The 13,309-nt window shown below is 65.7% G+C and carries 12 protein-coding genes; 9 read left to right on the top strand and 3 right to left on the bottom strand.

Annotated elements, in window-relative coordinates; genetic code table 11:
- Positions 1 to 65: 65 nt before the first annotated feature.
- Positions 66 to 1,109, bottom strand: a complete 1,044-nt coding sequence (locus tag B4383_RS15115; RefSeq protein WP_078291540.1) for a polyprenyl synthetase family protein — start codon at positions 1,107 to 1,109, stop codon at positions 66 to 68.
- 129 nt (positions 1,110 to 1,238) lie between these two features.
- Between B4383_RS15115 and metF the strand changes: the two genes are divergently transcribed.
- A complete protein-coding gene (metF, locus tag B4383_RS15110) occupies positions 1,239 to 2,219 on the top strand; it encodes a methylenetetrahydrofolate reductase [NAD(P)H] (RefSeq protein WP_078291542.1) in 981 nt (326 codons plus the stop codon).
- Here metF and B4383_RS15105 read toward each other — a convergent pair.
- A complete protein-coding gene (locus B4383_RS15105) occupies positions 2,194 to 2,856 on the bottom strand; it encodes a DUF3153 domain-containing protein (RefSeq protein ID WP_078291544.1) in 663 nt (220 codons plus the stop codon). The two genes, metF and B4383_RS15105, sit on opposite strands and share 26 nt — an antisense overlap.
- A 14-nt stretch (positions 2,857 to 2,870) precedes the next feature.
- Complete coding sequence (locus tag B4383_RS15100; protein WP_078291546.1) at positions 2,871 to 3,533, bottom strand: GNAT family N-acetyltransferase; 663 nt, start codon at positions 3,531 to 3,533, stop codon at positions 2,871 to 2,873.
- Positions 3,534 to 3,813: 280 nt separating this feature from the next.
- On the opposite strand from B4383_RS15100, the gene B4383_RS15095 reads away from it, so the two are divergent.
- The 8 genes from B4383_RS15095 (at position 3,814) to mraY (ending at position 13,308) form a co-directional block, all read left to right on the top strand.
- Positions 3,814 to 4,221, top strand: coding sequence for a DUF3040 domain-containing protein (locus B4383_RS15095; protein WP_078291646.1), 408 nt, complete (start codon positions 3,814 to 3,816; stop codon positions 4,219 to 4,221).
- A gap of 359 nt (positions 4,222 to 4,580) precedes the next feature.
- On the top strand, positions 4,581 to 5,012 hold the full coding sequence (gene mraZ, locus B4383_RS15090; RefSeq protein ID WP_078291548.1) for a division/cell wall cluster transcriptional repressor MraZ: 432 nt from the start codon (positions 4,581 to 4,583) through the stop codon (positions 5,010 to 5,012).
- A gap of 175 nt (positions 5,013 to 5,187) precedes the next feature.
- On the top strand, positions 5,188 to 6,189 hold the full coding sequence (gene rsmH, locus B4383_RS15085; protein ID WP_078291550.1) for a 16S rRNA (cytosine(1402)-N(4))-methyltransferase RsmH: 1,002 nt from the start codon (positions 5,188 to 5,190) through the stop codon (positions 6,187 to 6,189).
- Entirely contained in the window at positions 6,186 to 7,169 is a 984-nt protein-coding gene (locus B4383_RS15080) for a hypothetical protein (RefSeq protein WP_078291552.1), read from the top strand. The genes rsmH and B4383_RS15080 overlap by 4 nt, the downstream gene beginning before the upstream one ends.
- Positions 7,166 to 9,079 (top strand): penicillin-binding protein 2, encoded by a 1,914-nt coding sequence (locus tag B4383_RS15075; protein WP_139360798.1) that lies wholly within the window; start codon positions 7,166 to 7,168, stop codon positions 9,077 to 9,079. Before B4383_RS15080 ends, B4383_RS15075 begins: the two co-directional genes overlap by 4 nt.
- Positions 9,080 to 9,177: 98 nt before the next feature.
- Complete coding sequence (locus tag B4383_RS15070) at positions 9,178 to 10,755, top strand: UDP-N-acetylmuramoyl-L-alanyl-D-glutamate--2,6-diaminopimelate ligase (protein ID WP_078291554.1); 1,578 nt, start codon at positions 9,178 to 9,180, stop codon at positions 10,753 to 10,755.
- Positions 10,748 to 12,232, top strand: coding sequence for a UDP-N-acetylmuramoyl-tripeptide--D-alanyl-D-alanine ligase (murF, locus tag B4383_RS15065; RefSeq protein WP_078291556.1), 1,485 nt, complete (start codon positions 10,748 to 10,750; stop codon positions 12,230 to 12,232). Before B4383_RS15070 ends, murF begins: the two co-directional genes overlap by 8 nt.
- Positions 12,229 to 13,308 (top strand): phospho-N-acetylmuramoyl-pentapeptide-transferase, encoded by a 1,080-nt coding sequence (gene mraY / locus B4383_RS15060; RefSeq protein ID WP_078291558.1) that lies wholly within the window; start codon positions 12,229 to 12,231, stop codon positions 13,306 to 13,308. Before murF ends, mraY begins: the two co-directional genes overlap by 4 nt.
- Position 13,309: the final 1 nt, after the last annotated feature.

The raw sequence follows: 13,309 nt of genomic DNA, 5'->3' as shown, positions 1-13,309 counted from the left end.
AGACGCCTGCCCACCCGGCATTTTCCGGGGGAGGCTCCACAGCCTTTGATGATGTACTCACGTGATCATGCGCTCCGGTTGGACACCAATCGGACAAGATCTGACAGCGCGGCACGGGCATCGTCGGCGATATCGGCGCCGGCCAACTGATCCAGTGCGCGGTGTGTGTGCTCTTCGATACGGGATTCAACGGCCGCCAGCGCGCCCAAGTCGACTATCAGTGAACACATCTCGGCGACCTGCTGATCCGTGAGCGGGCTACCGATCCAGGAGTGCAGCATGTCCTCGGCGGCATTGTCGTTGATGCGTGCCAGCCGCAGCGCCTCGGCCAACAGCACGGTGCGCTTTCCGGCACGCAGGTCGTCGCCGGCGGGTTTCCCGGTCACCTTGGGGTCGCCGAAAACGCCGAGTACGTCGTCGCGCAGCTGGAATGCGACGCCGATATCCAGCCCGACATCGCCGAGAAGTCCGGAGATCTCCGGGTTCTCGGCCGCGATCGCGACACCCAGCTGCAGCGGTCGCTGCACGGTGTAGCCGGCGGTCTTGAAGCGGATCACTCTCATGGCTGTTTCGACGGACTCATCGCCAGAGGATTCGGACAGAATGTCCAGATATTGGCCGCCGAGCACCTCGCTGCGCAGGATCGACCACACGCCCCGAGTCCGCGCATGTGCCTCCGGGGACAGCCCAGCCCCGGCCACCATGTCATCTGCCCAGGTGAGTGCCAGATCGCCGAGGAGAATGGCGGCGGAAATACCGAACTGCTCGGCGGAGCCAGACCAGTTGTTCTCGCGGTGCAGGGCGGCGAACTCGACGTGGATGGTGCGTTCACCGCGGCGAGTGGCGGAGCTGTCGATGACGTCATCGTGGATCAGCGCGCAGGTGTGCAGCAGTTCGAGGGCGGCACACACCCGCAGCACGTCGGGGTTCCACGGGTCGGGGTCGTCGGTCACCGCTCGCCAGCCCCAGTAGGCGAACGCCGGGCGCAGCCTCTTGCCGCCACGCAGCACAAACTGGTCGAGGGCGGTTATCGCATGCTCATAGTTCTGCCCGATATGCGCGGTGTGCTCGCGGCATTCGGCCAGGAACTGGCTCAGTTGGTCGCTCACCGCATCGGTCAGGTGCCGGGCGTTGGCAGCGGCTACGTTGACACTCAGCGGGGCGTCCTTTCACGGTGCGATAATTGGTCCCGGATACGCGGGGAGTGAACCCAGACTAATCGCACCTATCCTGGACAGGTGACAACTCACCCGCTCGACCGTGACGCATCGGTCGCCGAGCTGCAGGATCCGGGGTCGATCGCCGATCGACTCGCCGCGGTTCCGTCCGGCGATGTCGCGTTCTCGGTGGAGTTCATGCCGCCCCGCGACGAGGCTGCTGAGGCTCGGTTGTGGCGGGCGGCAAGAGTTTTCGAGCGGTATCAGCCGGTGTTCGTCTCGGTGACCTATGGTGCGGGCGGTTCAACTCGTGACCGCACGGTGCGGGTGACCGGTGAGCTGGCCGAGAACACCACCTTGCTCCCGGTCGCACATCTGACCGCCGTTGGGCATTCGGTCGACGAGTTGCGCGCCATGGTGGGGGCCTATGTGGACCGTGGCATCACCAATATCCTTGCCCTGCGCGGCGATCCGGCCGGGGACGTGAATGCGGAATGGATTCCGCACCCAGGTGGCCTGACCTACGCCGAAGAGCTGGTGCGTCTGGTTCGTGATCTGGGCGATTTCCATGTCGGCGTGGCCTCTTTCCCGGAGGGCCATCCGCAGGCGATCGATCTGGAACGCGATACGGCCAATCTGGTGAACAAGCTGCGGGCAGGCGCTGAGTACTCCATTACCCAGATGTTCTTCGACGTCGACGACTACCTGCGGCTGCGTGATCGGGTGGTGGCCGCCGATCCGGAACAAGGCGCCAAGCCGATCGTTCCGGGGCTGATGCCCATCACATCGCTGCGGTCGGTGCGTAGGCAGGTCGAGCTCGCCTCCTCGACGCTGCCCGCTGCGCTGGAGGAACGGCTTCTCCGGGCTGCCGGAGACGGTCCCGAGGAAAACCGTGACGAGGTTCGCAAGGTCGGCGTCGAGGTCGCCACCGCGATGGCCTCCCGGCTGATCGCCGAGGGTGTGTCGTGCGTGCACTTCATGACGCTCAACTTCGCGCGGGCCACCTCCGAGGTGCTGGAGAATCTCGGGGTGCGGGTTACTCCGGGAACTGGTCGGGCGTAAACCGGGGGGATTGGTCACGGTCCAGCCACGCCAGGGACGCGACGAGGGCGCCCACCAGCAGCGCAGAGATCGTCACGAAGATCGCGGCTCCATTGAACGAGCGGGTGCTGGGGTCGCTGTAGCGGGCGGTCGCGCTGAATGTGCTGACCACGCCGGGATTGAGTTTCCATTGCACGGCGTCGGAACCGAGCGTCTCCCCGTTGGTCGATTCGATATCGCCGGGAAAGGAAATGGCCAGCGACACATCGGCATTTGAGGTGTCTTCCAGCGCGGTGAGATCGGCGCGGCCCTCCAGCACGACAACGTCGCCGTTGCGTCGCAGTGTCAGGTCGAATCCGGCGGCGTTCTTGTTCATCCCGGCCAGCTGGGGGACCTCCGCGAAGGTCAGATCGTTGAAAATGGCACGCGACCCCACCATGCCGTTCTCCTCGTACTCGCCCACCTGAACCTTCTGGGCGAACGACATGTTGCGGTCGAGCTGAGGGCCCTTATCGTCCTTGCCCTGCGGTTTAGCGACGGCGATCAGTTGGCCGGAGACGTGATCGTCGGTGGTGACGGTCATCGAGGCCTTGATACGCACACATCCCGACAGCAGCGGCAGCGTCGTCAACAACAGCACGGCGACGATGCGCCCCACCCGCCCTGGCCTAGTCATCGTGGCTCATCGTGCCAGACGGTGGTCACGTCCGGCTGCCGATAGCCGGGCTCCAGAGGCAGAGGCCGGCCAAGCACGGCGAATCGTCTGGGGTCTCCCGCGAACTGGTGTTGCCGGATGACATCGGTGAATCCGAGCCGCCGGTACAGCCGCCATGCCCGGTTGGACTCACCGGTAATCTCGGGGGTGGACAGCAGGACATGCGATTCGGAGCGGCCCGCCAGCAGCCGCCGCGCCAACGCCTCGCCAAAGCCGTGCCCCTGAAGCCCCGGGTCGACATGCAGTTCCGTCAGCTCGAAGTACTGGTCGAGCAAGGCGCTGATGCGGTCGCGCGGCACTCCCGATTTCCGCAGGCCCTGGCTGACCTGCTGGTGCCACCATTGGTCTGCGGCACCGCGATAGCCGTACGCGATCCCGACGATGCGTGCCTGGTCCATCAGGTCCTCGTCGGGTCTGGTGTAGTCAGACGATGAGACGGCTGGAGCATCGAAGATGGCGGCCGCCTGCCAGCCGCGTCTGCGGCTGTGCTCCAGCCACATGGGAGCGCGCTGATCCTCGGTGCCATGGGGATAGCCCATGGCGATGACGTAGACACGAAGCGCTTCGCTGAGCCTGCGCTGCATATCGCGTTGCGACAAGTCGGCCACGAATGTCGTCAACGTGCGTCCTTTTGGTTTCCGTGTGGGCTCGGTGTGTACCGCCCGGGTTTATCACGCTCTGCCCAGTCCTGGGTGCTGTAGCTGTTTTTCCCGGGTCCGTCGGCGCGCCGCGTCGTGGGAGGTTGCCCGGTGGAGCCTGGCTGGGAGATTGGTGGGTGAACCGGGTGGTATAGCGGGTATTCACCTCGTATTATGAACGTGAGGGTGTTGTAACCGCAGCACCCTTGATAAAACGACACGACATACTCAACCGGTTGCAATGCGCCAGAGGGAGGGACCGATGCCACTCTCCGAGCACGAGCAGCGCATGCTCGACCAGATTGAGAGCGCGCTGTACGCGGAGGATCCCAAGTTTGCGTCGAGTGTGCGCGGAGGACGCCTGGGTGCGACCTCCGGCCGCCGTCGCCTGCAGGGTGCGGCGTTTTTCTGCATCGGATTGGCCATGCTGGTGGTTGGTGTCGCCGTGCCCGCCACCCAGATCGGGAACTTCCCGATCCTGAGCGTCATCGGATTCGTGGTGATGTTCGGTGCCGCAGTCTTCGCAATCATTGGGAGCCGGCGTTCCGAGACAAGTGCTACCGGGCAGTCAGGACCGGGTGGGGCCAGTGGTCGCATTCGCCGCCCCCGTGCCGCCGGGTCGTTCGCGCAGCGCATGGAAGAGCGCTTCCGCCGCCGTTTCGACAACTGACTAACGTCATCTAAAGCAGCTCGAGATCACAGACCCGCGCACTCCGCGCGGGTCTGTTGCTGTATGCGTTGCTGCCTGAGCAGGTGCACCCCGGGGCCGCCCACCGTGGGGTGATCGCTCGCAAGCCTGTTCGCCCGTGCAGGCCAAATCGTTATCAACTCGCCTGGATACTGGTGCCCCACTCATCCCCACTAGGTTGACCTGGGCAAACGGTATGTCGGTCGCCTCTGTTGACCTGATGGTGGGTGCATCGTGGGGAGACACGCGGCAAATCAGATTCAAAGTGGGGGATTGTGGGGTAAAGTGGCGCCTATCGGAGGAAAGGGTAGCTCCGAGGGTTTGGACAGGGAGGTGTCGAGATGTTTCTCGGTACCTACACGCCCAGGCTCGACGACAAGGGGCGGCTGACATTGCCCGCCAAGTTTCGAGACGCACTAGCGGGAGGGCTGATGGTCACCAAAAGCCAGGACCACAGCCTCGCCGTCTATCCGCGGGCCGAGTTCGAGCAGCTGGCACGCAAGGCTGCCACGGCCTCTCGCAGCAACCCCGAGGCTCGCGCCTTCCTGCGGAACCTGGCCGCGGCCACCGATGAACAGCATCCGGACGCCCAGGGGCGCATCACCCTGTCTGCCGACCACCGGCGGTACGCGGATTTGTCCAAGGATTGCGTAGTCATCGGATCCGTTGACTACCTAGAGATTTGGGATGCCGCTAAGTGGCAGCAGTACCTGGAGGAACACGAAGAGAACTTCTCGACGGCCAGCGATGAATCCCTCAATGGCATCTTCTGAGCGAGCCCGCGCAGCGCGGCCTCTGTCCGATACGGCCCTGGCGTACTTCCCCGACGCCAGGTTCGCACCATCGGGCAGGGACCGGGCTGCACGGTTTCCTCGCACCTACCAGCGCGCCCATAGAGGCATGTCCCGCCCCTACGGGGGCGTTTTTCGCTCCCGGAGGGGTGTCGCCGTGTCTGACAACAATTCTCGGCCCGGGTTCGGTCACATCCCGGTCATGCTCGAGCGCTGCTACGAGCTCCTGGCCCCGGCCCTGACGGCCCGGTCCGCGGATGGGTCCGGCGCCGTTCTCGTCGACGCCACCCTCGGCGCGGGTGGACACACCGAGTACTTCCTCTCCACGCTGCCGGGCCTCACGGTCGTCGGTCTCGATCGTGATACCAACGCCCTGGACATCGCCCGAACGCGGCTAGCGCCCTTCGGGACGCGATTCGCCGCGGTGCATACCCGCTACGACGGTCTCGCCGATGCGCTTGAGGGATTGGGTTACCGGACAACGTCTTCGGTTGACGCGGTGCTCTTCGATCTGGGCGTATCCTCCATGCAGCTCGATCAGGCCGAGCGCGGCTTTGCCTATTCGGTTGACGCTCCGTTGGACATGCGGATGAACGCGCACGACGCGCTGACCGCAGCGGACATCCTGAACACCTATTCGGCGGCAGAGCTGTCCAGGGTGCTCAGCAGGTTCGGGGAGGAGCGCTTCGCGCGCCGGATCGCCGGCGAGATCGTCCGGCGCCGCGCAATCGAGCCCTTCACGCGCAGTGGACAGTTGGTTGAGCTGCTGTACGCCGCCATCCCCGCCGCCACCCGTCGTACGGGCGGTCATCCGGCGAAACGGACTTTCCAGGCCCTTCGGATCGCGGTTAACGCTGAGCTCGAATCCCTTGCCGCCGCGATACCTACCGCGATGGCGGCGTTACGGCCGGGCGGTCGAATTGCGGTCATGGCCTACCAGTCGCTCGAGGACAAGATCGTCAAGGCGGAGTTCGCGACAGCCATCGCGTCCCGGTCGCCCATCGACTTACCGGTCGAGTTGCCCAGTGACGCACCGGAGTTCAGGGCGATCACCCGCGGCGCCGAACGGGCGAACGATGCGGAAATAGAAGTCAATCCACGTAGTGCGCCAGTGCGGTTACGGGCAGTCGAACGAGTTGCGGATAGGAGGAGCGCATGATTGGGGTGCGCAAGAAGGCTGCTGAGGCCCCCAAGAAGAACAGTTCCGCCAAGCCCGCCAAACGTCGCGGTGCCGCACCCAAGGCAACCGGTGCCGGTCCTTCGCCGCGCCCGCGCCGTTCGGCTCCGCAGACCATGCCGATTCCGGTGCAGCGTCAGGCGCCCGAGAAGATCCGTCCGGCGACCAGCACCCAACAGGCAAAGGCCCGAGCAAAGGCGCGCAAGGCCAAGGCGCCCAAGGTCATTCGCATACCACTACGTGAAAGAATTCTCACCCGCTTGTCCGATGTGGACCTGCGGCCACATGTGTGGATCGCGAAGGTTCCCTTCGTCGTGCTAGTCATCGGTGCTCTCGGTGTTGGCCTGGCCATCACATTGTGGTTGTCGACCGATGCCGCGGAACGGTCGTACCAGCTGGGTACCCAGAGGCGCACCAATGAGAGTCTGTTGCAACGCAAGGAAGCCCTTGAACGCGATGTGTTGCGTGCGGAATCCGCACCGGCACTCGCGGATTCGGCGCGTGACCTCGGCATGATCCCGTCGCGTGATATCGCGCATCTGGTGCGGGACCCGCAGGGCAACTGGCTGCTGGTAGGTGCTCCGAAGCCCGCGGAAGGTGTCGCACCGGCGCCGCTGAACTCCGTGATCCCCGATGATGTCGATGCTGTTCCGAAGGCCGGTAACTCGGTCGAGGTGCCCGTGCAGCTGCCGCCCGCGCCGCCGCCGGTGGCCGTGGTGCCGCATATGCCACCGCCGGCGGCCGTGCCTGCGCCGGTGGTGGAAGCTCCTGCGGGACAGGACCCGGCCCTCGCGCCGCCTGCGGTGCCGGTGCCCGCACCGGTCGTGGCGGCGCCGGATCCCGCCGTCGCGATACCGCCCCCTGTGCCCGACGCGCCGCAAGCATCAAATATCGTGAATTCTCCAGTTACCGGGGAACAATTCAATCCCGTGGCAACAACGAGTCCCCGCCCGGCGACGTGACCCGGCCGGTCGGTGCCCGTCGCACCCGACGGCCGATCGCTGCCGTTTCGCGGACAGCCGGATTCGCCTTTCGGCACCGGGCGGGCAATATCATCATCTTCCTCACGCTCGCCATCGCCGCCATCCAGTTGTTCACTCTGCAGGGACCGCGCGCCGCGGGTCTGCGCGCTGAGGCCGCGGGTCAGCTGAAGGTCACCGAGACTGAGAAGGCGTTGCGCGGCACCATCGTCGACCGCGCGGGCAACAAACTGGCGTTCACCATCGAGGCTCGTGCTCTTACCTTCCAGCCGAAGAAGATTCGCGAACAACTCACCAAGGCGTGGGAGAAAAGTCACGAGACCCTCAAGGACCCTGGGAAGAGTGACGCCGCTAAGGCCGCAGCGGCGAAAATCAGGGCCGTCGAGCCCGAGCAGCGGCTGCGGGACATCGCCGCCGGGGTCTCTGCCAAGCTCGGTAACAAACCCGATGCCAAGAGCCTGCTGAAGAAGATCCGCAGCGACGACACCTTCGCGTATCTGGCGCGCTCGGTCGATCCGGCCATCGCCGCCGAGATCGTCAAGGAGTTCCCAGAAGTGGGATCCGAGCGGCAGGACATCCGCCAGTATCCCGGTGGCTCGTTGGCCGCCAACATCGTGGGCAGCATCGACTGGGAGGGTTACGGCCTTCTCGGGCTTGAGGATTCTCTGGACAGCGCATTGGCCGGCAAGGACGGGGCGCAGACTTTCGACCGTGGCTCTGACGGCGCGGTGATTCCGGGCAGCTACCGCGACCAGCACAATGCCGTCAACGGATCCACCGTCGAACTCACGCTGGACAACGACATTCAGTTCTATGTGCAGCAGCAGGTCCAGCAGGCCAAGGACTTGTCCGAGGCGCGCAGCGTCTCCGCAGTGGTGCTTGATTCCAAGACCGGTGAGGTCCTGGCGATGGCCAATGACAACACCTTTGATCCGTCACAGAACCTTGGTAAGCAGGGCAACCGCGAGATGGGCAATCTCTCGGTGTCCTCGCCGTTCGAGCCCGGATCGGTGAATAAGGTCATTACCGCCTCGGCTGTCATCGAAAACGACTTGTCCAATCCCGATGAGGTGCTGCAGGTTCCGGGTTCCATCAACATGGGCGGGGTGACCGTCCGCGACGCGTGGCCGCACGGCACGGTGCCCTTCACTACCACCGGCGTCTTTGGAAAGTCTTCCAACGTGGGCACGCTGATGCTGGCCCAGCGCGTCGGTCCGGAACGGTTCATGGATCTGGTGGACAAGTTCGGTCTGGGGCAGCGCACGGGCGTCGGCCTGCCCGGCGAGAGCGCCGGTATTGTGCCGCCGATCGAGCAATGGTCGGGTAGCACCTTCTCGAACCTGCCCATCGGTCAAGGCCTGTCGATGACGTTGCTGCAGATGACGGGTATGTACCAGGCCATCGCCAACGATGGCGTGCGGATGCCGCCGCGCATCCTCAAGAGCATCACGGCGCCCGATGGCACCCGCAAGGAAGAACCGCGCCCGGAGCCGGTGCAGGTGGTCAACGCGGGGACCGCGCGCACCGTCCGGAATATGCTGCGCGCGGTGCTGCAACCCGATGCGCGTCAGATTCAGAACGGCACCGGCGCGTCCGGCGCTGTCGAGGGTTACCAGCTGAGCGGCAAGACGGGTACGGCCCAGCAGATCAATCCGGCCTGCGGGTGCTACTTCGACGACGTGTACTGGATCACCTTCGCGGGAATCGCCACCACAGATGATCCCCGTTACGTCATCGGCATCGAGATGAACGCGCCCAGGCGGGGTTCCGATGGGTCTGCGCACATGACCGCGGCACCGCTGTTCCACAACATCGCGTCCTGGCTCATGCGGCGTCAAAACGTGCCACTATCACCCGACCCCGGCCCACCGCTCATCCTGCAGGCCACCTGAGCCGGTCCTCGTCGGGTCAAGGGCATGCGGCCGCCCGGTAGTGTCGTTTGACGCGCAAGGACCCGGGGCGGCACAACGACGGCAGGAGGTGATCACTGGTGGCGGCATCCGGAACCCATCGGTTCCTCCCACGGACACGCCAGCACCGGGTGTCCGACCTCGCCTCACTGGTCTCGGTCGAACTGCGTGGGTCACGCACCGACACGACCGTCTCGGGAGTCACCCTCAGGGCGCAGGACGCGCGCGCGGGTGACCTCTTCGCGGCGCTGCCCGGCAGCAGCGCGCACGGCGCACAGTTCGCATCCCAGGCGGTCGCCGCGGGGGCGACGGCCGTGCTCACCGACACCGCGGGAGCCCAGCTGCTGGCGGATCAGGGCTCGGATCTCACGGATATCGCGGTGTTGGTTCACCCCATCCCGCGCGCGGTGCTCGGTCAGCTCGCGGCGACGGTCTATGGAGACCCCTCACGGCAGGTGCAGGTAGTGGGTGTCACCGGAACCTCCGGAAAGACCACCACCACCTACCTGGTGGAGGCCGGTCTGCGGGCCGCGGGCAAGCGTGTCGGTCTCATCGGCACGGTCGGGGTACGGATCGACGGCGAGGATGTCCCCAGTGCGCTGACCACCCCCGAGGCGCCGGCTCTGCAGGAGCTGTTGGCCGAAATGGTGCAGCGTGGTGTGGACACCGTGGTCATGGAGGTGTCCAGCCACGCGTTGGCGCTCAACCGTGTGGACGGCACGCACTTCACGGTGGGAGCGTTCACGAATCTCTCGCGAGATCACCTCGACTTCCACCCCAACATGGAGGACTATTTCGCCACCAAGGCCAGGCTCTTCCAGCGTGATTCACCGCAGCGGGCACGGCATTCGGTGATCTGTGTCGACGATGATGCCGGGCGGGCCATGGCCGAGCTGGCGCGTGCGGCGGGTCCCGACGTCATCACGGTGAGCTCGCGTGCCGGTGCCGTCGCGGACTGGACCTGCTCCGGTGTGGCGGTCGGTTACGACGGCGGTCAACGGTTTGTGGCCCAGGGTCCCGGGCGCGGCATTGAACTCGGTATCGCGCTACCGGGCCATTACAATGTGGCCAATTGTCTTGTCGCCGTTGCGATTATAGAACTACTCGGGGTTCCGGCGGCGACCGCCGCACCGGGGATCGCGACCGCCGGGGTGCCGGGACGCATGGAGTCGGTGGTTGCCGGCCAGCCGTTCCTGGCCGTCGTCGACTATGCCCACAAGCCCGGGGCGCTACGCGCGGTCCTGGAGAGCCTGCGCAGCCATCGCGAGGGCCGGCTGGCGGTGGTGTTCGGTGCGGGCGGCAACCGCGACCGTGGCAAGCGCGCCGATATGGGGCAGGTCGCCGCGGAGCTGGCCGATCTGGTGGTAGTTACCGACGACAACCCGCGAGACGAGGATCCGGCGGCGATCCGCGCCGAGATCATCTCCGGGATAGCCGGTTCGGATGTCGAGGTGGTCGAGATGGGCGACCGACGGGCCGCCATTGACTTCGCCACCGGATGGGCACGACCGGGGGACACCGTCCTGATCGCGGGCAAGGGGCACGAGAGCGGTCAGCGCGTCGGTGCGGTTTCCGTCCCGTTCGACGACAGGGTGGAGTTGCGTGCCGCGCTGGAAGGCTTGGAGAGCTCGAAAAGACGCGGGAGCCTGAATGATTGAGATGACTGTCGCCGAGATCGCCGAGGTCGTCGGTGGGCGTCTCGACGGAATCAGTGTCGATGAGGCCCGGAACACGAGGGTTACCGGCACCGTTGAATTCGATTCGCGTCACGTGGGGCCAGGCGGACTGTTCCTGGCCCTGCCGGGTGCCCGGGTCGATGGTCACGATCATGCCGAAGGTGCCGTCGCGGCCGGTGCCGTCGCCGTGCTGGCGGCCAGGCCGGTGGGTGTACCGGCCATCGTGGTGTCGCCTACCGGCGTCGCGCGCACGGAAGTGTCTGCATTGGAACATGATTCGGACGGATCGGGTGCCGCAGTGCTGGCCGCGACCGCCGCGCTGGCGGCCGAGGTGGCCCGCCGGCTCACGCGGCGAGGGCTGCGCATCGTCGGCGTGACCGGCTCGTCGGGAAAGACGTCGACAAAGGACCTCATCGCCGCGGTGCTCAACCCGCTCGGTGAGGTGGTGGCGCCTCCCGGATCCTTCAACAACGAGCTTGGTCACCCCTGGACCGTCCTGCGGGCCAGTGAATCGACCAAGTTCCTGGTGTTGGAGCTGTCGGCCCGCCGTCCCGGAAACATCGCGGACCTCGCGGCTATCGCACCGCCTTCGATCGGTGTCGTGCTCAACGTCGGCACAGCACACCTGGGCGAGTTCGGCTCGCGACAGGCCATTGCCGATACCAAGGGTGAACTGCCGCAGTCGCTTTCGATTGACGGTGTCGCAGTGCTGAATGCCGACGATTCGGCGGTGGCCGCGATGGCCGCCAAGACGCAGGCGCGGGTGGTGCGCACCAGCGTGCACAACACCGCTGATATCTGGGCGACCGATGTGAGCGTCGACGATCTTGCGCGTGCCCGCTTCACCCTGCGCGCCGGTGACGCGGTCGTACCGGTTCAGCTGGCTGTGCACGGTGAGCATCAGGTGAGCAACGCGCTGGCCGCTGCCGCGGTCGCGCTGGAATGCGGTGCCAGCCTTGCGCAGGTTGCCGGTGCACTCGCCGAGGCGGGGCCGGTATCGCGGCGCCGGATGGAGGTCAGTACCCGAGGTGACGGTGTCACCGTCATCAACGACGCGTACAACGCCAACCCGGATTCGATGATGGCCGGGCTGAAAGCCCTGGTCTCCATGGCTCGCCACGGGCGAGAATCCCGCCGCAGCTGGGCGGTGCTGGGGGAGATGGCTGAGCTGGGGCCCGACGCGATATCCGAGCATGACCGCATCGGACGGGCTGCGGTGCGCTTAGATGTCAGTCGATTGGTAGTCGTCGGAACCGGGAGGTCGCAGCGGGCAATGCATGCGGGTGCAGTGATGGAGGGGTCGTGGGGGTCCGAGGCGGTGCTGGTGGACGATCCTGCGGCAGCCGCCACGCTGCTGGCCGACGAGCTGGCCGCGGGCGATGTGGTGCTGGTCAAGGCATCGCGGTCGGCCGGGCTGTGGGTCGTGGCCGATGAGCTGCTGAAGGCGGGTGACGCATGAGGCAGATCATCATCGCTGCCGGGATCGCGATCCTCGTCTCGATCATGCTCACCCCGGTACTCATCCGGGTGTTCTCGCGCCAGGGCTTCGGCCAGGAGATCCGGGACGACGGCCCGCAGCATCATCAGAAGAAGCGCGGTACGCCGTCGATGGGCGGCGTCGCGATCCTGGCCGGTATGTGGGCCGGGTACTTCGGGTCACACCTGGTCGGCATCGCGTTCGGATCCGATGGCCCCTCGGCGTCCGGGCTGCTGGTGCTCGCGCTGGCGACCATGCTTGGCGGCGTCGGATTCATCGACGACTTCATCAAGATTCGCAAGGCACGCAACCTCGGTCTGAACAAGACCTCCAAGACGGTCGGCCAGATCTTGTCGGCGCTCGTCTTCGGTGTGCTGGTGTTGCAGTTCCGCAACACCGACGGGTTGACACCCGGTAGTCCGCAGCTCTCCTACGTGCGCGAGATCGCCACCGTCGCCATGCCCGCCGCAGTCTTCGTGCTCTTCTGCGTGATCCTGGTGATGTCGTGGTCCAACGCCGTCAATTTCACCGACGGCCTGGATGGGCTGGCCGGCGGATGTATGGCCATGGTGACCGGCGCGTACGTCATCGTGACCTTCTGGCAGTACCGCAACGCATGCTCCACACACCCCGGCGTCGCCTGTTACAACGTGCGCGACCCGCTGGACCTGGCGGTGATCGCCGCGGCAACCGCGGGCGCGTGTATCGGGTTCCTGTGGTGGAACGCCGCACCCGCCAAGATCTTCATGGGGGACACCGGATCGCTGGCCCTGGGCGGCATCATCGCGGGCCTGTCGGTGACCACCCGGACCGAGCTGCTCGCGGTGGTGCTGGGCGCGCTGTTCGTGGCCGAGATCGTGTCGGTGGTCCTGCAGATCGCCGCATTCCGCACCACCGGTCGCAGAGTGTTCCGCATGGCGCCGTTCCATCATCATTTCGAGCTGCTGGGCTGGGCGGAAACGACCGTCATCATCCGGTTCTGGCTCTTGACGGCCATTGCCTGCGGGCTGGGATTGGCCCTGTTCTACGGCGAGTGGCTCGCCACGATCGGTGACTAGC

This window comes from Mycobacterium sp. D16R24, from assembly GCF_002013385.1.
GTDB lineage: Bacteria > Actinomycetota > Actinomycetes > Mycobacteriales > Mycobacteriaceae > Mycobacterium.
The sequence above is the reverse complement of the archived record's forward strand: the minus strand, read 5'-3'. Positions and strand labels throughout refer to the sequence as shown.